The organism is Ferrigenium kumadai (assembly GCF_018324385.1).
In the GTDB taxonomy this organism is placed as follows: Bacteria; Pseudomonadota; Gammaproteobacteria; order Burkholderiales; family Gallionellaceae; genus Gallionella; species Gallionella kumadai.
In genome coordinates this window covers 2280944-2298993 of sequence record NZ_AP019536.1, presented here as the reverse complement: position 1 = coordinate 2298993, position 18050 = coordinate 2280944, and the positions used below count along the sequence as shown (strand labels likewise).

General features: G+C 61.9%; 19 protein-coding genes. 14 read left to right on the top strand and 5 right to left on the bottom strand.

Going from position 1 to position 18050, the window contains the following annotated elements:
* The first annotated feature begins 44 nt into the window (after positions 1-44).
* From murC to FGKAn22_RS11125, 8 genes are all read left to right on the top strand, one after another.
* Positions 45-1445, top strand: coding sequence for a UDP-N-acetylmuramate--L-alanine ligase (gene murC / locus FGKAn22_RS11155; protein WP_212785708.1), 1401 nt, complete (start codon positions 45-47; stop codon positions 1443-1445).
* Entirely contained in the window at positions 1442-2359 is a 918-nt protein-coding gene (gene murB, locus FGKAn22_RS12565; protein ID WP_246487400.1) for a UDP-N-acetylmuramate dehydrogenase, read from the top strand. Before murC ends, murB begins: the two co-directional genes overlap by 4 nt.
* On the top strand, positions 2356-3267 hold the full coding sequence (locus tag FGKAn22_RS11150) for a D-alanine--D-alanine ligase (RefSeq protein ID WP_246487399.1): 912 nt from the start codon (positions 2356-2358) through the stop codon (positions 3265-3267). The genes murB and FGKAn22_RS11150 overlap by 4 nt, the downstream gene beginning before the upstream one ends.
* Entirely contained in the window at positions 3257-3961 is a 705-nt protein-coding gene (locus tag FGKAn22_RS11145) for a cell division protein FtsQ/DivIB (protein WP_212785706.1), read from the top strand. Before FGKAn22_RS11150 ends, FGKAn22_RS11145 begins: the two co-directional genes overlap by 11 nt.
* Before the next feature lie 19 nt (positions 3962-3980).
* Complete coding sequence (gene ftsA, locus FGKAn22_RS11140) at positions 3981-5219, top strand: cell division protein FtsA (protein WP_212785705.1); 1239 nt, start codon at positions 3981-3983, stop codon at positions 5217-5219.
* A gap of 57 nt (positions 5220-5276) precedes the next feature.
* Positions 5277-6461 carry a cell division protein FtsZ gene (gene ftsZ / locus FGKAn22_RS11135; RefSeq protein WP_212785704.1) on the top strand — a complete coding sequence of 395 codons (1185 nt, stop codon included), beginning with the start codon at positions 5277-5279 and terminating at the stop codon, positions 6459-6461.
* Positions 6462-6528: 67 nt separating this feature from the next.
* Positions 6529-7440, top strand: a complete 912-nt coding sequence (lpxC, locus tag FGKAn22_RS11130) for a UDP-3-O-acyl-N-acetylglucosamine deacetylase (RefSeq protein ID WP_212785703.1) — start codon at positions 6529-6531, stop codon at positions 7438-7440.
* 23 nt (positions 7441-7463) lie between these two features.
* Positions 7464-7664 (top strand): hypothetical protein, encoded by a 201-nt coding sequence (locus FGKAn22_RS11125; protein ID WP_212785702.1) that lies wholly within the window; start codon positions 7464-7466, stop codon positions 7662-7664.
* Here the strand turns inward: FGKAn22_RS11125 and FGKAn22_RS11120 are convergent.
* Positions 7661-8095 carry a DciA family protein gene (locus FGKAn22_RS11120; protein WP_212785701.1) on the bottom strand — a complete coding sequence of 145 codons (435 nt, stop codon included), beginning with the start codon at positions 8093-8095 and terminating at the stop codon, positions 7661-7663. The genes FGKAn22_RS11125 and FGKAn22_RS11120 overlap by 4 nt on opposite strands.
* Positions 8096-8115: 20 nt before the next feature.
* On the opposite strand from FGKAn22_RS11120, the gene FGKAn22_RS11115 reads away from it, so the two are divergent.
* The 6 genes from FGKAn22_RS11115 to FGKAn22_RS11090 all read left to right on the top strand — a co-directional run bounded on the left by FGKAn22_RS11115 (position 8116) and on the right by FGKAn22_RS11090 (position 15607).
* Positions 8116-9036, top strand: a complete 921-nt coding sequence (locus FGKAn22_RS11115) for a M23 family metallopeptidase (RefSeq protein WP_212785700.1) — start codon at positions 8116-8118, stop codon at positions 9034-9036.
* A gap of 77 nt (positions 9037-9113) precedes the next feature.
* A complete protein-coding gene (gene secA / locus FGKAn22_RS11110) occupies positions 9114-11828 on the top strand; it encodes a preprotein translocase subunit SecA (protein WP_212785699.1) in 2715 nt (904 codons plus the stop codon).
* A gap of 22 nt (positions 11829-11850) precedes the next feature.
* Entirely contained in the window at positions 11851-12336 is a 486-nt protein-coding gene (locus FGKAn22_RS11105) for a Crp/Fnr family transcriptional regulator (protein ID WP_212785698.1), read from the top strand.
* Positions 12337-12440: 104 nt separating this feature from the next.
* Positions 12441-13667: a bifunctional glutamate N-acetyltransferase/amino-acid acetyltransferase ArgJ gene (gene argJ, locus FGKAn22_RS11100; RefSeq protein ID WP_212785697.1), complete on the top strand. Its 1227-nt coding sequence runs from the start codon at positions 12441-12443 to the stop codon at positions 13665-13667.
* A 151-nt stretch (positions 13668-13818) separates the two neighbouring features.
* Complete coding sequence (locus FGKAn22_RS11095) at positions 13819-14682, top strand: ATP-binding protein (RefSeq protein WP_212785696.1); 864 nt, start codon at positions 13819-13821, stop codon at positions 14680-14682.
* Positions 14669-15607: a Nudix family hydrolase gene (locus FGKAn22_RS11090; protein ID WP_212785695.1), complete on the top strand. Its 939-nt coding sequence runs from the start codon at positions 14669-14671 to the stop codon at positions 15605-15607. Before FGKAn22_RS11095 ends, FGKAn22_RS11090 begins: the two co-directional genes overlap by 14 nt.
* Here FGKAn22_RS11090 and FGKAn22_RS11085 read toward each other — a convergent pair.
* From FGKAn22_RS11085 to FGKAn22_RS11070, 4 genes are all read right to left on the bottom strand, one after another.
* Positions 15595-15786 carry a DNA gyrase inhibitor YacG gene (locus tag FGKAn22_RS11085; RefSeq protein WP_212785694.1) on the bottom strand — a complete coding sequence of 64 codons (192 nt, stop codon included), beginning with the start codon at positions 15784-15786 and terminating at the stop codon, positions 15595-15597. The genes FGKAn22_RS11090 and FGKAn22_RS11085 overlap by 13 nt on opposite strands.
* 2 nt (positions 15787-15788) lie before the next feature.
* The gene (zapD, locus tag FGKAn22_RS11080) at positions 15789-16550 is read right to left on the bottom strand and encodes a cell division protein ZapD (protein WP_212785693.1); all 762 of its coding nucleotides are present in this window, start codon (positions 16548-16550) and stop codon (positions 15789-15791) included.
* Positions 16551-16613: 63 nt separating this feature from the next.
* Entirely contained in the window at positions 16614-17237 is a 624-nt protein-coding gene (gene coaE, locus FGKAn22_RS11075) for a dephospho-CoA kinase (RefSeq protein WP_212785692.1), read from the bottom strand.
* Positions 17234-18046, bottom strand: a complete 813-nt coding sequence (locus FGKAn22_RS11070) for a prepilin peptidase (protein WP_212787222.1) — start codon at positions 18044-18046, stop codon at positions 17234-17236. Before FGKAn22_RS11070 ends, coaE begins: the two co-directional genes overlap by 4 nt.
* Positions 18047-18050: the final 4 nt, after the last annotated feature.

Below are 18050 nucleotides of genomic sequence, written 5' to 3'. Positions count from 1 at the left end.
GTTTGTGTCCTTTCGTGCTTTTCGTGGACAGATAGGGTTTCGAGATGAAGCATAAAGTCAAAAACATCCATTTCGTCGGCATCGGCGGTTCGGGCATGAACGGCATCGCCGAGGTGTTGCTCAATCTCGGCTTCAAGGTGAGTGGCTCCGATCTCGCAGACAGTGCGGTGACGCAGCGCCTGCAGACGCTGGGCGCGACCATTTACCAAGGCCATGCAGCGGACAACCTTAGGGATGTCGATGCTGTGGTGGTCTCCACCGCCGTTAAGGCGGATAACCCGGAAGTGGTCGCTGCGCGCGAGCGGCGCATCCCCGTGGTGCCGCGCGCAGTGATGCTCGCCGAGCTGATGCGGTTGCGCCAGGGCATCGCCGTCGCAGGTACGCATGGCAAGACTACGACCACCAGCCTTGTGACCAGCGTGCTGGCGAAGGGCGGCTACGACCCGACCTTCGTGATCGGCGGACGCCTCAACAGCAGCGGCGCGAATGCGCGCCTGGGCACGGGCGAGTTTATCGTCGCAGAAGCGGACGAGTCGGATGCCTCCTTCCTGTACCTCTCGCCCATCCTCGCGGTGGTCACCAATATCGACGCCGACCACATGGAGACCTACGGGCACGACTTCGAGAAGCTGAAGCAGGCCTTCGTCGATTTCATCGAGCGCCTGCCCTTCTATGGCCGCGCCATGCTGTGCGTGGATGATCCCAACGTGCGCGACATCCTGCCGCGTATCAGCAAGCCGATCACTACCTACGGCTTCGGCGAAGAGGCGCAGATCCGCGCGGTGAACGTGCGCCACGAAGGGGGACGGATGCGCTTCACCGCGCAGTGCCGGCAGAACGGCACGCCGAAAGACCTGGATGTCACTCTCAACCTGGCCGGCATGCACAACGTGCTGAATGCGCTCGCGGCCATCGCCGTGGCGCTTGAAGTGGGTGTAGCGGACGACGCCATCGTCGCCGCGCTGGCCGAATTCCAGGGCGTGGGGCGGCGCATGCAGCGCTACGGCGAGATTCCGCTCGCGAGCGGCGGATCGTTCACCTTGCTCGACGACTATGGTCATCACCCCGTGGAGATGAAGGCGACGCTGGCGGCGGTGCGCGGCGCATTTCCGGGCAAGCGGCTGGTGCTGGCGTTCCAGCCGCACCGTTATACCCGGACGCGCGACCTCTTCGAGGACTTCGTGAAGGTGCTGTGCAGCGTGGATGCGCTGCTGCTGACAGAAGTGTATGCGGCGGGCGAAGCGCCCATCGTTGCTGCAAATGGACGCGCGCTGATGCATGCGCTGCGCGTGGCGGGACAGAGCGAGGCCGTATTTGTGGAACAGATCGTCGACATGCCTCAGGCCATCATGCAGATGGCGCGCGACGGCGACGTAGTGATCACCATGGGTGCGGGCTCGATCGGCGGCGTGCCGAATCTGGTCAGGCAGCTGGTACAGAAATGAACATGAGCGAACCGGGACAATTCATTGCGGAAAGCTTGCGAGGCGAATTGCGCTTCGACGTGCCCATGCGCAAGCACACCAGCTGGCGTGCGGGCGGCAATGCGCAGCGTATGTACCGGCCCGCGGACCTGAACGATCTCGTAGCCTTTATGCGCACGTTGCCTGCAGGTGAGCCACTCTATCCCGTAGGCCTCGGCAGCAACCTGCTGGTGCGAGACGGCGGGCTGCGTGGGACCGTCCTGCTGATGCACGGTGCCTTGAGCGAGCTGCGCCTCGAAGCGGATGGCAGCGTCTACGTCGAGGCCGGCGTGCCGGGCGCGAAGCTGGCGCGTTTCGCCTCGCTGCACAACTTGCGCGGTGCGGAGTTCTTCGCCGGCATCCCCGGCACGGTGGGCGGCATGCTGGCGATGAACGCCGGTTGTTACGGCAGCGAGATCTGGGAAAAAGTGCTGCGCGTGCAAGTGGTGACGCGCAACGGCGAGCTGATCGAGCGCACGCCGCAGGATTACGAGATCGGGTACCGCCATCTGGCATTGCGGAAAGCGGCGGAAGAGTGGTTCGTCTCCGCAACGATGAAGTTCGAGCAAGGCGACGGCGAGGCCGCGCGGCAGCAGATCAAGGAGCTGTTGTCGAAGCGCATCGCCAGCCAGCCGCTGAACCTGCCGAATGCGGGGTCGGTGTTCCGCAATCCGCCGGGCGACCATGCAGCGCGGCTGATCCAGCAATGCGGCCTGAAAGGCAAGCGCATCGGCGGCGCGCAGGTGTCGGAGAAACACGCGAATTTCATCGTCAACACCGGCGATGCGACGGCAGCGGACATCGAGAATCTGATCAACGAAGTGCGGCAGACAGTGGCCGCACAGACGGGGGTGCAGTTGCATCCCGAGGTAAGGATTATTGGAGAGGCAAAGTGAAACGATTTGGAAAAGTAGCGGTGTTGTTCGGCGGACGTTCCGCTGAGCGCGAGGTGTCGTTGAAGAGCGGTACGGCGGTTCTGGCCGCGTTGCAGCGCAGCGGCGTGGATGCTTATGCGTTCGACCCGGCGGTGCAGAGCCTGCAGGCGTTGAAGGATGAGGGTTACGACCGCGCGTTCATCGCGCTGCACGGGCGCGGTGGCGAGGACGGCACGGTGCAGGGCGCGCTGGAGTTGCTGGGCATTCCTTATACCGGCAGCGGCGTGCTGGCTTCCGCGCTGGGTATGGATAAGTGGCGCACCAAGCTGGTGTGGCAGTCGGCGAACCTGCCGGTGCCCGCGTATACGCTGCTGAACGAAAACAGCGATTGGGGCGCGGTGGTCGCGAAACTCGGCTTGCCGATATTCGTGAAGCCCGCGAACGAAGGTTCCAGTGTCGGCATCAGCAAGGCGAAGTCGGTAGAGGAATTGCAGGCGGCATACCGCGAGGCGGCGAAGCACGACAAGCTGGTGATCGCGGAGAGCTTCGTCGGCGGCGGTGAATATACTGCGGCGATCCTGGGCGACACGGCGCTCCCGGTCATCAAGATCGAGCCGGCCAACGAGTTCTACGACTACGAGGCGAAATACCTGCGCGACGACACCCGTTATCTGTGCCCGTGCGGCCTGAGCGTGGAAAAGGAAGCGGAGATGCAGCACCTCGCGAAACAGGCGTTCGCGCTGATTGGCGGACAGGGCTGGGGGCGCGTGGATTTCCTGATGAGCGAGAGCGGTCAGCCCTACCTGCTGGAGATCAACACCTCGCCGGGTATGACCGACCACAGCCTGGTGCCGATGGCGGCGCGGCAGGCAGGTATCAGTTTCGAACAGCTGGTGGTGAAGGTGCTGGAGCTGGCGCATGTGGGATAACGCGCCGCTGCTGCGCAACATCGCCAACGCGCTGATCTCTTTCAGCGTGCTGGCGGTGTTGTCCGGCGCGGTCTGGTATGCCGTGCATCTGCCGGGGCTGTTCCCGCTGCACAGCGTGCGTCTGAATGCAGCGCCGCAGCGGGTGGTTCCAGAGGATGTGCTGAAGGTGGCGCGCAAGGAGATCGATGGAAACTTCTTCACCGTGGACATCGAGCGCCTGCGGCAGTCGCTGGAGCAATTGCCCTGGGTGCGCAGCGTCAGTATCCGGCGCGAGTTTCCCGATCGGCTGGTTGTGCAGCTGGAAGAGCATCAGGTGCTGGCGCGCTGGAACGGCGATGCGCTGGTGAATATGCAGGGCGAGGTGTTCAACGCCTACAGTGAAGAGACGCTGCCGGCGTTCATCGGACAGGACGGCGATTCATTCGAGATCAAGCAGCGCTACGGCGAATTCGGCCAGCAACTCGCTGCGCTGAACCTGAAAGTCGCGCAGATCGCGCTGACGCCGCGGCATGCCTGGCAGCTGCACCTGAGCAACGGCATGGTGCTGGAACTGGGGCGCGAGGAGATGGAACAGCGCTTGGCGCGCTTCGTTTCGGTGTACCCATACAGCCTTGCGGCGATGGAGGGTTCGGTGAGATATGTGGATTTGCGTTACCGCAACGGCTTTGCGCTGGGCGGTGCGTTAAACGGTTAGCAGGCAGTGGAGAACAGAGATGAGTAGAAACAGCAAGGATGCCAAGAACCTGGTGGTCGGTCTGGATATCGGTACGTCCAAAATCGTGGCCATCGTCGGCGAGGTGAAGCCGGACGGCATGCTCGAAGTGATCGGCATGGGCATGCACGAGTCTAGCGGCATGAAGAAGGGCATGGTGGTCAACATCGAGGCCACTGTCGGCGCGATCCAGCGCGCGCTCGAAGAGGCCGAGCTGATGGCCGACTGCAAGATACACGAGGTCTATACCGGCATCGCCGGCAGCCATATCCGCGGCATCAATTCGCGCGGCATGGTGAAGATCAAGGAGAAGGAGGTCGCGGTCACCGACATCGATCGCGTGGTCGAGACTGCAAGCTCGATCAGTCTGCCGGGCGACCAGCAGATTCTGCACATCCTCGAACAGGAGTTCAGCATCGACGGACAGGACGGCATCAAGAAGCCGCTGGGTATGAGCGGCATGCGCCTGGACGTGGAGGTGCACATCGTCAGCGGCGCGGTCGCTGCGGTGCAGAACATCATGAAGTGTATCCACCGCTGCGGGCTGGAAGTGAACGAGCTGATCCTGCAGCCGCTGGCATCGAGCAAGGCAGTGCTGGAAGAGGACGAGAAGGAACTGGGCGTGTGCATCGTCGATATCGGCGGAGGCACCACCGATATCGCCGTGTTTACCGGCGGTGCGATCCGCCATACCGCAGTGATCCCCATCGCTGGAGACCAGATCACCAACGATATCGCGATGGCGCTACGCACGCCGACGCAGGATGCGGAAGACATCAAGATCAAGCACGGTTGTGCGCTGCGCCAGCTGGCCGACGACGGCGCGATCGAAGTGCCGGGCGTGGGCGAGCGCGGGCCGCGCATGCTGTCGCGCCAGACCCTCGCAGAGGTTATCGAGCCGCGCGTCGAGGAGCTGTATTCGCTGGTGCAGCAGGAGCTGCGCCGCAGCGGCTTCGAGGACCTGCTGTCGTCCGGCATCGTCATCACCGGCGGCAGCAGCGCGATGCAGGGCATGGTCGAGCTGGGCGAAGAGATATTCCACATGCCGGTGCGCCTGGGTATCCCCAAGTACGTCGGCGGCCTTTCGGACGTGGTGAAGACACCGCGCATGGCGACCGGCGTCGGCCTGTTGCTGTACGGGCTGGAGCACTTCCAGCGCACCGAGGAAACGCGTGCGCAGTCGGGTTCATTCAGCGACGTGTTGGCGAAGATGAAGGCATGGTTCCAGGGTAATTTTTAGCGTTTGGGTTTTGGCAGGTTCAGGGTTTGTTTTGCAATTACGAAAAGGAGAATAACGATGTTTGAAATCATGGAAGCGCAAACTCAGGATGCGGTGATCAAGGTGATCGGCGTGGGCGGCTGCGGCGGCAACGCGGTCGATCACATGATCGAGCAGGGCGTGCAGGGGGTGGAGTTCATCGCCATCAACACCGATGCACAGGCTCTCAAGCGCAGCAAGGCGCGCACCCAGTTGCAGATCGGGGCAAACATCACCAAGGGCCTGGGCGCGGGCGCGAAGCCGTCGGTCGGCCAGGCTGCGGCGGAAGAAGACCGCGAGCGCATCAAGGAACTGATCGCCGGCGCGAACATGGTGTTCATCACCGCTGGTATGGGCGGCGGCACCGGCACCGGTGCGGCACCCATCGTCGCACAGATCGCGCGCGAGCTGGACATCCTCACCGTGGCGGTGGTCACCAAGCCGTTCACCTACGAAGGCAACCGCATGCGTTTCGCCAAGGCCGGTATCGAGGCGCTGCACGAGCATGTCGATTCGCTGATCATCGTGCCGAACTCCAAGCTGATGGAAGTGCTGGGCAACGACATCACCGTGCCGGAAGCATTCAAGGCCGCCAACGGCGTGCTGCAGGGTGCAGTCGCGGGCATCGCCGAGGTCATCAACGTGCCCGGTCTGATCAACGTGGACTTCGCCGACGTTCGCACCGTGATGTCGGAAAACGGTATGGCGATGATGGGTTCCGCAATCGCCAACGGCGCTGACCGCGCGCGCACCGCTGCAGAACGCGCCATCGCAAGCCCGCTGCTGGAAGACGTGAACATGTCCGGCGCGCGCGGCGTGCTGGTGAACATCACTTCCTCGAGCAACCTGAAGCTGAAGGAGATCGACGACGTGATGGAGTGCGTACAGTTCGCCGCAGAAGAAGCGACCGTGATCGTGGGTTCCGTGTTCGACGAGGCGATGGGCGACGAGTTGCGCGTCACTGTGGTGGCAACCGGCCTGGGCGCACCGCTGGCACGCAAGCAGACGAAGCCGGAAGTGGTGTATCGCGGCGAAGAGACTACCTACCAGCGCACCGGTACCGACAACGAGCCGTTCGCCACCAGCAACCCGGGAGTGAACTACAGCGAGCTGGATACCCCGGCCGTGATGCGCCGCGGCCGCCGCGAGACCATCGATGCGATGGAGAAGTCCGGCATGGACATGCTCGACATCCCGTCGTTCCTGCGCAAGCAGGCAGACTAACGGGGGCGGGGAGCGAGGATAGTGGGCGTGGTAAAATCGCCCCATGATTTCATCGCTCAAGACACCGATGGTTAGGCAACGCACATTGAAGGGCTCCGTCAGCGTGACGGGCGTCGGCTTGCACAGCGGCGAGAAGGTCACGCTCGGGCTGCGTCCCGCCCCGGTCAACACCGGGATCGTATTCCGCCGAGTGGACGTCAAGCCGGTGGAGGAGATTCGTGCGCGCGCCGATCTGGTGCACGACACGCGGCTTTCCACCTGCATGGAGCAGAACGGCGTGCGCGTCGCCACCGTCGAGCACCTGATGTCGGCATTTGCCGGCCTGGGGGTCGACAATGCCTACGTCGATCTGGATAGTGCCGAAGTGCCGATCATGGACGGCAGTGCCGGTACGTTCATCTTCCTGCTGCAGTCGACGGGTATCGTGGAGCAGTCCGCCGCCAAGAAATTCATCCGTGTGAAGAAAAGCATCGAGGTGAAGCAGGGCGACAAGTGGGTGCGCTTCGATCCCTATAACGGCTACAAGCTGACCTTTACCATCAACTTCGCCCATCCGGTCTTTGCCAACACCAAGCAGCATGTCACGGTCGATCTGGGGGAGGAGTCCTACGTGCGCGATATCAGCCGTGCACGCACTTTCGGCTTCATGCAGGATGTCGAGAACATGCGCGCGCAGGGTTTGGCGCTGGGCGGCAGCCTGGATAACGCCATCGTGATGGATGACTACCGCGTGCTGAATGCGGACGGCCTGCGCTTCGAGGACGAGTTCGTCAAGCACAAGGTGCTCGACGCCATCGGCGATCTCTACATGCTGGGGTATCCGCTGATCGGCGCGTTCTCCGGTTTCAAATCCGGCCATGCCCTGAACAATGCGCTGGTGCGCGCCCTGCTTGCCGACGAGCAAGCGTGGGAGTTCGTCACTTTCGATAGCGTGGAGGATGCCCCGTCGTTCCTGCGCTTGCAGTTGCAAACCACCTAGCTGCGGTAAAGAACGGGGGGTTTATGCTGATCCTGCGTTTGTTCTTTGTACTTGTCATCCTGCTGGTAGTGCTCGGCGGCGGGATGTACATCTTCACGCGTGACCGCCGTTATCTGCGCTTCGCGTGGCAGACGGTGCGCTTTGCCGTGCTGGTGCTATTGGTGTCCGGACTGCTGTTCGTGCTGGAGCGTTATGTGTTGACCGGCTGGCGGGTATTTCTTTAGTCGCGGGCCAGCTTCTCAAGTGCCTGTTTGAGCGGCGATTCCTCCAGGCTCGCGCTGAGGCCATCCAGGGCATTGCGTGCCGTCCTGCTCAGTTGGCGCGGGGTGTTTTTGCGCGGGACGGGGGCGACGGAAACTTGCACCTTGACGCGGATTCCGCTAATCTCGCAGCCCCTGTTTTGCAATAAAACAACAAGTTCCGGCGCAAGTTGCCGCAGCTTGGCGGCGACAGTGGCGTTGGCGACAACGACAGTGAGGGTGCCGAATTGCAGGCCCGATACCATGCTCGATTGCGCAAGATAGGACGGTGCGACGCCTGCAAAATGGCGTTGCAGCGCTGACAGGGCCTGGGCTCTGGAGACGAGCGGGCGGAGCTCCGGGCTGCCGCTTAGTAGTGTTCCGAATCGATGCGCCACGAAGTTATAAGCAACCATAATAAGTTAGGAGGGGGAGCGTGAATATTATTCTAGTTTCCAATCGCTTGGCAAAATCCCGCAGCATCACGCTGGGTACCTGGCAGATCATGCTGCTGGTGGTGCTGGTGTCCGTGATGGTCTGGGTGGCGACCTTTACCTTGCAGTACGCGTTGGCTCGTTTTGCGCCGGAAGGCCTGAACGACGGTGTGCGCGCCTTGCTGTCCAGGATCCAGAGCGAGGAGCGCCAGAAGCGGGATTCCTACGTGAACAGCAGTCTGGATGCGATGGCGGCCCGCGTCGGGCAGATGCAGGCGCAATTGCAGCGCCTGGATGCGCTGGGTGCGCGCCTGGCCAAGTTGTCCGGCATGAAGCCGGATGAATTCCGCTTCGATCAGCCGCCCGCACAGGGCGGTCCGCTGGTGACGCTGAATCCGCAGCAGATGTCGGCGGCGACGCTGGAGCAGCAACTCAACACGCTGACCCAGTTGGTGAACGACCGCAGCGACAAGCTGGTGGCACTGGAGACCCTTCTGCAGCAGAACCAGTTGAGTCACAAGCTGTTGCCGTCGATCCCACCGATCGCCGAGGGTTTCTCTTCGTCGAACTTCGGCTGGAGACTCGACCCGTTCACCGGGGCGAGCGCGATGCACGAGGGGGTCGACTTCATGGTGCCGGAGGGGACATCCATCCGCGCCTCGGCAGGCGGCGTAGTAGCTTACTCGGATTACCACCCCCAGTATGGTAATATGATCGAGATTGATCACGGCAATGACATTGTGACGCGCTATGCGCATGCTTCGCGCTTGCTGGCCAAGGTGGGTCAGGTGGTGCGGCGCGGCGAGAAGGTCGCCGAAGTCGGCAGCACCGGGCGCTCCACCGGCAGTCACTTGCACTTTGAAGTCCGCTATAAGGGTATCGCCCAGAATCCCGTGCGCTTCCTGCAGGAAGCGCACGGTTGATGGCGAGGCAGTGATGTCCGGGGGTGAGGTGATGAATCGCCTCACCCTTTTATTTTTTGCGCAGAGAAAACGAGAACATGATTTCCAAAGTGTTGAAAAGCATCTTCGGCAGCCGCAACGACCGCCTGCTCAAGCAGTACCGCGCCACTGTCCAGACCATCAATAATCTGGAGGCCGATGTCGCGAAGCTGAGCGATGACGAGCTGCGCCAGAAGACCGAGAGTTTCAGACAACGCTTTGCCAACGGCGAATCGCTCGACGCGATCCTGCCGGAAGCTTTCGCCGTCGTGCGCGAGGCGAGCAAGCGTGCGCTCGGCATGCGCCATTACGATGTGCAGCTGATCGGCGGTATGACGCTGCATTACGGCAAGATCGCCGAGATGCGCACCGGTGAGGGCAAAACCCTGATGGCGACCCTGCCTGCCTATCTGAATGCGATCTCGGGCAGGGGCGTGCATGTGGTGACGGTGAACGATTACCTCGCCAGCCGCGACGCGGAATGGATGGGCCGGCTGTACCGCTTCCTGGGCCTGTCGGTGGGGGTGATCCTGTCGCAGATGCCTCACGACCAGAAACAGGCGGCCTATGCCGCCGACATCACCTACGGCACCAACAACGAATTCGGCTTCGACTACCTGCGCGACAATATGGCGACCCACGCCAGCGAGCGCTACCAGCGGCCGCTCAACTACGCTATCGTGGACGAGGTGGACTCGATCCTGATCGACGAGGCGCGCACTCCGCTGATCATCTCCGGTCAGGCCGAAGACAACGTCGATATCTACCTGCGCATGGACAAACTCGCGCCGCAATTGCGCCGCCAGGCAGACGAGAACAGCCCCGGCGATTTCAGCGTGGACGAGAAGAGTCACCAGATTTTGCTCTCCGAGACCGGGCACGAGCACGCCGAAGAATTGCTGGCACAGGCAGGACTGCTGCCGGAGGGTGGCAGCCTGTATGACCCGGCCAACATCTCGCTGATCCACCACCTGTACGCAGCGTTGCGCGCGCACAACCTGTATTTCCTCGATCAGCACTATGTGGTGCAGAACGGCGAAGTGGTCATCGTGGACGAATTCACCGGGCGACTGATGGCCGGTCGGCGCTGGTCCGACGGCCTGCACCAGGCGGTGGAGGCGAAGGAAGGCGTGGCGATCCAGAAGGAGAACCAGACACTGGCCTCGATCACCTTCCAGAACTACTTCCGCATGTATCACAAGCTGGCCGGCATGACCGGTACGGCGGATACCGAGGCGTATGAGTTCCAGTCGATCTACAACCTGGAGACGGTGATCATCCCGCCACACCGCCCGACCATCCGCAACGACCAGATGGATAAGGTGTACCTCACCGCCGCGGAAAAATACCGCGCAGTGATCGTCGACATCAAGGATTGCTACGAGCGTGGCCAGCCGGTGCTGGTGGGTACGACCTCGATCGAGAATTCCGAATTGCTGGCGCAGTTGCTGGAAAAGGAAAAACTGCCGCACCAGGTGCTGAACGCCAAGCAGCATGCGCGCGAGGCGGAGATCGTCGCACAGGCCGGGCGTCCCAAGATGGTCACCATCGCCACCAACATGGCGGGCCGCGGTACCGACATCGTGCTGGGCGGCAACGTCGAGAAGCAGGTCGATCAGATCCGCACTGACGAGAGCCTGGACGACGCCACGAAGGAACAGCGCATCGCGCAACTGAAGGCCGAGTGGCAGCAGGTGCACGAGCAGGTGCTGAAGAGCGGCGGCCTGCATATCATCGGTACCGAGCGCCACGAGTCTCGTCGCGTGGACAACCAGTTGCGCGGGCGCTCCGGTCGCCAGGGCGATCCCGGTTCGAGTCGCTTCTACCTGTCGCTGGAAGACCCGCTGCTGCGCATCTTCGCCTCCGACCGCGTCGCGGCGATCATGAACAAGTTCAAGCTGCCCGAGGGCGAGGCCATCGAGCACAGCTGGGTGACGCGCGCCATCGAGAACGCACAGCGCAAGGTCGAGGCGCGCAACTTCGATATGCGCAAGCAGATCCTGGAGTACGACGACGTCGCCAACGACCAGCGCAAGGTGATCTACCAGCAGCGCGCCGAGTTGCTCGAGAGCAGCGACATTTCCGAGACCATCGCCGCGATGCGCGACGGCGTGCTGGAGGATACGGTCAGCCAATACATCACGCCGCACAGCATGGAAGAGCAGTGGGATGTGCCCGGTCTGGAGAAGGCTTTGGCCGCCGAGTTCCGTCTCGAACTGCCGCTGGTGCGCTGGCTGGAGGAGGAAAAACAGCTGGATGAATCGGGCTTGCGCGAGCGCATCGCCGAGCATGCGCGGCAGTCGTACCAGGCCAAGGTGGGTCTGGTCGGGCCGGAGATGCACCACTATGAGCGCGTGATCATGCTGCAGAGCCTGGATCAGCACTGGCGCGAGCACTTGGCGGCGCTGGATCATCTGCGCCAGGGCATCCACCTGCGCGGCTATGCGCAGAAAAACCCCAAGCAGGAATACAAGCGCGAGGCGTTCGAGCTGTTCGCCATGATGCTGGAGGCGATCAAGCGCGAAGTGACGCAGGTGCTGATGACGGTGCAGGTGCGCGACCAGGCTGATGTGGAATCGGTAGAAGCCTCCCCAGCACCGGAAAATGTGCAGTATCATCACGCCGATTACGATGAGGCGCTGGGCCAGCCGGATCAGTCAACCGATGGGGAGCATCAACCGTTTGTGCGCGATGGACAGAAAGTCGGTCGCAACGATCCCTGTCCATGCGGATCAGGCAAAAAATACAAGCAGTGCCATGGTAAATTGAACTAAAAAAAGCGAAAGGGAGAACGAGATGTCATTAGTGATTGATACGCTGCGTACCTCAACCATTACCGAGGAACTGAGCGATGCGGAAGTGGATATCCTCGCCGGACTGTTCGAGGTCCGCGACTACAAGGCGGGCGAGGCAATCGTCCAGCCCAACGGGGATCATCCGGACAATCTGTACATCCTGGCTCACGGCGACATCGAGGTGAGGCTCCAGAGCGGCGAAGGCGAGTCCACCATTCACGTCCTCAAGCCGGGTGACCTGGCGGGCATGATCACCTTTGTTGGTGGTGCCGCTTCGCAGGTCAGCGCGGCACTGTATGCGGTTGGCAACACCAAGGTGCTGAGCCTGGAGCGGGCCAGGTTCGAATCCCTGATCAACTCGCACCCGATGATCGTATACAAGGTGATGCGCGGCGTGGCGCGCAACATGCACGGCATCGTGCGGCGCGTGAACGTGCAGTCCGCCGAACTGAGCAATTACATCTACCGTACTCACGGCCGTTATTAATCGACTTGTAGCTTGTGGCGGGTGGCTCGTAGCTATAAAGCAGGGTTTCGCTACCAGCCACAAGCTACGGGCTACCAGCTCCAATATCTGAATCAGGATAATTCATGCCGGTCAATCTGACTACGCCCGCCGCGGGCGAACTGCTGCCCGTCGCGGGTGTTTCTTTGGGTATCGCCGAGGCGGGCATCAAGCGCCCCGGGCGCAAGGATCTGCTGGTGATGCAACTGGACGAGGGTGCTCGCGTCGCGGGTGTGTTCACCACCAATCGCTTCTGTGCCGCGCCGGTGACCGTTGCGCGCGAGCATCTAGCGCAGGGTGGGGGCATCCGCGCCCTCGTGGTCAATACAGGCAATGCCAATGCGGGTACCGGCGAACAGGGCATGCGCGACGCGCGTGCCACCTGTGCGGCGCTGGCCGGCCTGCTGGGCTGCAAGGCCTCGCAGATACTGCCGTTCTCCACCGGCGTCATCATGGAACCGCTGCCCGTGGATAAGATCGCTGCAGGCTTGCCGGCGGCGGTCGCGAACATGCGCGCGGACAACTGGTTCGACGCCGCGCATGCGATCATGACCACCGACATCGTCGCCAAGGCGATGTCGAAGCAGGTGCAGATCGGCGGCAAGACAGTCACCGTGACCGGCATCTCCAAAGGCTCCGGCATGATCCATCCGAACATGGCCACCATGCTGGGCTACATCGCCACCGACGCCGCCGTGGCGCAGCCGCTGCTGCAACAGATGGTGAGCGAAGCGGCCAACCGTTCGTTCAACTGCATCACCGTGGACGGCGACACCTCCACCAACGATGCGCTGATGCTGATCGCCACCGGTAAGAGCGGCGCGGAGATCACCGATGCCGGCAGTGCGGGCTATGCGCAATTGCAGGCGGTCGTCACCGAAGTGGCGACGCACCTTGCCCAAGCCATCGTGCGTGACGGCGAGGGGGCGACCAAGTTCATCACCATCAAGATCGAAGGCGGTCGCGACGAAGCCGAGTGCAAGAAGATCGGCTACGCCATCGCGCATTCGCCGCTGGTCAAGACCGCGTTCTTCGCCTCAGACCCCAACCTCGGTCGTATCCTGGCAGCCATCGGCTATGCCGGCGTGGGCGATCTGGATGTCGCCGCGCTCAAGCTGTATCTCGATGACGTGCTGGTCGCGGAGAACGGTGGGCGCGCCGCCAGCTACCAGGAAGAAGACGGCCAGCGTGTGATGAAGCAGAGCGACATCACCATCCGCGTGGTGCTGAATCGCGGGGCGGTGAATGCCACGCTGTGGACGTGCGACTTCTCTTACGACTACGTCAAGATCAACGCAAGCTACCGAAGCTAGTTCATCATTCCCGCTCAAGCGGGAATCCGGATAGTTGAACAACCTCGCGTAGTGAAACAAAGTCTGTTTGTCTGCTACGCAGCAATCTTTGCTACTGCTGGATTCCCGCCTGCGCGGGAATGACGGCTGGTTTCATTCTGGACGCTTGAACATGGACAAACTCGACCGCTTCCTTAATCGCGCCGAAGGGCTGCTTTCCCGTCTGGAGAACATATTGCCCGGCGCACAGCCGCAGTCGCCTGATTGGCGGTCTGCCGCGGCGTTCCGCTGGGATCACCAACAACGCACGTTGCATCCCGTTCCCAACTTTCAGCGCATCACGCTTGCTGACCTGCTCGGCATCTCAGACCAGAAGCAGCGCATCCGGCAGAACACACTTCAATTCGTGCGCGGTGGCACGGCGAACAACGTGCTGCTCACCGGCGCGCGCGGCACGGGCAAGTCGTCTCTCGTCAAAGCCCTGCTGAACGAGTACGCGGAGCAGGGGCTGCGCGTGATTCAGATCGATAAGCAGGGCTTGATCGACCTGTCGCACATCGTCGGGCTGGTGCAGGGACGCGCAGAGCGCTTCATTCTGTATTGCGACGATCTCTCCTTTAACGATGCCGAACCCGGCTACCAGTCGCTCAAAGCCGCGCTGGATGGCGACCTAGTGGCATTTAGCGACAACCTCCTGATCTACGCGACCTCCAACCGCCGCCACCTGATGCCGGACTACATGCAGGACAACCTCGCCACGAAATACGTCGGCGACGAGGTGCATCCGGCGGAAAGCGTGGAGGAAAAAGTCTCGTTGTCCGAGCGCTTCGGCCTGTGGATTTCCTTCTATCCGTTCAGTCAGGACGAATACCTGGCGGTGGCACAACACTGGCTTGCGCATCATGGCTGGGAGCAGGGCATGACGGATGAAGTGCGCACGGCGGCGTTGCAGTGGTCGTTGATGCGGGGATCGCGCAGTGGGCGGGTGGCAGGGCAGTTTGCCAGGGACTGGTGCGGACGGAATGCAGCAGGCTAAGGTGGTCGAGGTTTCCGCTGCCGTCCTGCAACGCCCCGACGGTTCCTTTCTGTTAGCGCAACGCCCATCCGACAAAATCTGGGCTGGCTACTGGGAATTCCCCGGCGGCAAGGTGGAACCGGGCGAGACGGCGCACCATGCGCTGGTGCGCGAATTGCGAGAAGAGCTGGGCATCGAGGTGAAGACCGCCTATCCGTGGCTCACGCGGGTGTTTACCTATCCGCATGCGACAGTACGGCTGAATTTCTTTCGCGTGACGGCATGGAGCGGCGAACCCCATCCGCACGAAGGCCAGCAATTTTCATGGCAACACCCGACTGAAGTGTCAGTTGCCCCTGTCCTGCCTGCCAATGCCCCCATCCTGCGCGCGCTGGAGTTGCCCTCCCTGTATGCCATCAGCAATGCCGCCGAAGTGGGCGTGGAGGAATTCCTGCGCCGTCTGGAGGCTGCGCTATTGAACGGACTGCGGCTGGTTCAGGTGCGCGAGAAGAATCTTTCGCGCAACGAGTTGCGAGAACTGGCGCAGCGTGTGGCGGCTTTGGCCCATGCGCATGGCGCGAAGGTGTTGCTCAATGGAGATGTCGCGCTGGCGCAGGAGGTGGGGGCGGACGGCGTACAGCTGACAGCAGCGCAGCTCGTCGAATTGCGTGAACGTCCTGACGCGGAATGGTGTGCGGCTTCCTGCCACAACATGGAAGAGCTACGCCGTGCTGAGGCACTAGGCTGCGACTTCGCGTTGCTTTCTCCGGTGATGCCGACGAAATCGCATCCGGGCGCGCCGCATCTCGGGTGGGAAAAATTCACGGCTATCGCAGCGGGCTCATCCATCCCGGTGTATGCGCTGGGAGGATTGACGCACGACGATATGCAGACTGCCTGGCAACATGGCGCGCACGGCCTTGCCTTGCTGCGTCAGGCCTGGTGATCCGGTTCGGATAAGTCCTGTTCGCGTTGTTCGACGCGATATTCCTCGTTCGCCCATTTGCCCAGATCGATGAGTTTGCAGCGTTCGCTGCAAAACGGGCGGAAGCGGTTGCTGGTGTCCCATTCCATTTCCTTGCCGCAGTGAGGGCAGGCGACGACAGGTGGTGCTTTTTTGGGCATTGCTAGGAAGCGAGGCTGCAAAAGGTCAGTTCAAAGGGGACATCCTGCTCGAACAGGCTGGATTTTGCCGCATAGTTGGCGGCGATGAAGCGGATGTTGATAGCGTACTTGTTGGCGCCCACTTCGGGAATGCAGGCCAGCTCCCGGCTCAGGCTAAGGCGCAGCATTTGTGCGACACGTCCGCCCTGCATTTGCTGGAACGTCCCTTGATGCGCGGTGAAACGCAGCACCTTGCCGCTATCGCGCAGCAGCCTCAGCACGATGTTCATTCCTGAAGCTATCGGCAGCAGCGGTGCCAGCCAGCCCTGCAAATCGCTGCGGCGTGCATCAGCGGGTTGCTCCTGCCAGTAATGATAGGAAGGCAAATCGAATTCGCAGGTGCCGCCCGGCATGCAGGCGCGCTGCTTGATGCCCATCAGCCACTCATTTTCGCGCAGGTGCTGACCGATCTTGCCGCTCATGGCGAGCAAGCCGGCAGAGGCTTGGTCGATCTCGGACAGTATCGCATCCAGCGCATCTTCCGAAATCGCCGGATTGTTGTGCAGGGCGGACAGCAGGCGCTTTTGGCGTTCAAGCTCTTGAAGTAGCTCTGATTTCAGGTCGGCGCGGCCGGCGACTTCGAGAATTTCGAACAGAGTGATCAGCGCGGCGTGATGGTCCATGCTGTGTTTCTGCCCGGTGAAGTGTTCCATGCGCGCGAACAGGTCTTCGAGGCGCAACAGGGTGCGGACTTTTTCGTTCAGGGGAAACTCGTAACTGATCACGCCGTAGTCGCCAGATATGCGGTTAAATTAGTTGCGAACGATATATTGAATATCCGCATATCGTCAATTGTTGTTTTGCCCATATTTGAGGTGCAGCGCGGCGACCTGGGCGGCCAGCTCATCCAGCCCGTCTTCGTTGCGGATAACGTCGTCGGCCAGTTGCAACCTTTCGGCGCGCGGCGTCTGGCTGGCGATGATGGCGAGCACCTCCTCTTCTGTCATCTGGCTACGCATCATGACGCGCTCGATCTGGATGTGCTCGTCGCAGTCCACCACCAGCACGCGCTCCACCAGTTTCCGGTATTCCGAGCTTTGCAGAAGCAGTGGTACGACGACGATGACATAGGGAGATGCTCGCATCTGCTGCAACTGCACCTTGGTCTGTTCGAGTATCCGCGGATGCAGCAGCTGTTCCAGCCGTTGCCTGGCCTCGGCATCGGAAAAGACCAAGGCGCGCATCTTCGCGCGATCCAGGGCGCCGTTATCGCCGATGTAATGGTTGCCGAAAGCTGCGCGGATGGACGGGATTGCCGCACCGCTAGCTTGTGTCAGCTGATGTGAGATCGCATCGGTGTCGATGATGCCGGCGCCGTGTTCCGCGAACAGATGCGCCACAGTACTCTTGCCGCAACCGATCCCGCCAGTGAGGCCGACGATCAGCCTGTCCTGAGCCTGTCGAAGGGTCATGGTGCGGCGAGCAATTGCAGATAGCTTTGCGTCAGCGTTTGTCCCCAGAACAGGGCGATCAGCCCGCCGCCGGCGAGATAGGGGCCGAAGGGGATGGGAATGTGGCGGCCATGTTTCGTCGCGACGATCAGGACGATGCCGACCACTGCGCCGACCAGCGAGGACAGCAGAATGATCAGCGGCAGCATCTGCCATCCCAGCCAGGCGCCCAGTGCTGCAAGCAGCTTGAAGTCGCCGTAGCCCATGCCTTCCTTGCCGGTGGCGAACTTGAACAGCCAGTACACGGCCCACAGCGCGAGATAGCCAAAGATCGCGCCCAGCACCGCGCTGTGCAGGCTGGTGTAGGTGCCGGAGAGGTTGAACAGCAAACCGGTCCACAGGAGCGGCAGGGTGACGTCATCGGGCAGCAGTTGGGTATCGAAGTCGATCGCCGTGAGCGCCAGCAGTGCCCAGATGAGTAGCAGCGCGCCAACCGTCGCCCAGCCGAAGCCGAAGTGCCATGCCGCGTAGGCGCTCAGGATGCCGCTGACCGCCTCGATGATCGGGTAGCGCGGTGAGATGGTTGCACCGCATCCCTTGCATTTGCCGCGCAGCAGCAGGTAACTCACGACGGGGATGTTTTCCCATGCGCTGATGGCGTGGTTGCAGTGCGGGCAGGCGGAACGCGGCGCGATGAGGTTGTAGCGCGGGTGGGCGAGGGGCTCCTCGCCGCGCAGTTCGGCGCATTGCTGTTGCCAGCCGAGTTCCATCATCCTCGGCAGGCGGTGGATCACCACGTTCAAGAAGCTGCCGACCATCAGGCCGAGCATCAGG

Coding starts and splice junctions, on each gene's coding strand:
- murC (WP_212785708.1), top strand. CDS start 45: ATGAAGCATAAAGTCAAAAACATCCATTTCGTCGGCATCGGCGGTTCG.
- murB (WP_246487400.1), top strand. CDS start 1,442: ATGAACATGAGCGAACCGGGACAATTCATTGCGGAAAGCTTGCGAGGC.
- FGKAn22_RS11145 (WP_212785706.1), top strand. CDS start 3,257: ATGTGGGATAACGCGCCGCTGCTGCGCAACATCGCCAACGCGCTGATC.
- ftsA (WP_212785705.1), top strand. CDS start 3,981: ATGAGTAGAAACAGCAAGGATGCCAAGAACCTGGTGGTCGGTCTGGAT.
- ftsZ (WP_212785704.1), top strand. CDS start 5,277: ATGTTTGAAATCATGGAAGCGCAAACTCAGGATGCGGTGATCAAGGTG.
- lpxC (WP_212785703.1), top strand. CDS start 6,529: ATGGTTAGGCAACGCACATTGAAGGGCTCCGTCAGCGTGACGGGCGTC.
- FGKAn22_RS11125 (WP_212785702.1), top strand. CDS start 7,464: ATGCTGATCCTGCGTTTGTTCTTTGTACTTGTCATCCTGCTGGTAGTG.
- FGKAn22_RS11120 (WP_212785701.1), bottom strand. CDS start 8,095: ATGGTTGCTTATAACTTCGTGGCGCATCGATTCGGAACACTACTAAGC.
- secA (WP_212785699.1), top strand. CDS start 9,114: ATGATTTCCAAAGTGTTGAAAAGCATCTTCGGCAGCCGCAACGACCGC.
- FGKAn22_RS11105 (WP_212785698.1), top strand. CDS start 11,851: ATGTCATTAGTGATTGATACGCTGCGTACCTCAACCATTACCGAGGAA.
- argJ (WP_212785697.1), top strand. CDS start 12,441: ATGCCGGTCAATCTGACTACGCCCGCCGCGGGCGAACTGCTGCCCGTC.
- FGKAn22_RS11095 (WP_212785696.1), top strand. CDS start 13,819: ATGGACAAACTCGACCGCTTCCTTAATCGCGCCGAAGGGCTGCTTTCC.
- FGKAn22_RS11090 (WP_212785695.1), top strand. CDS start 14,669: ATGCAGCAGGCTAAGGTGGTCGAGGTTTCCGCTGCCGTCCTGCAACGC.
- FGKAn22_RS11085 (WP_212785694.1), bottom strand. CDS start 15,786: ATGCCCAAAAAAGCACCACCTGTCGTCGCCTGCCCTCACTGCGGCAAG.
- coaE (WP_212785692.1), bottom strand. CDS start 17,237: ATGACCCTTCGACAGGCTCAGGACAGGCTGATCGTCGGCCTCACTGGC.
- FGKAn22_RS11070 (WP_212787222.1), bottom strand. CDS start 18,046: ATGCTCGGCCTGATGGTCGGCAGCTTCTTGAACGTGGTGATCCACCGC.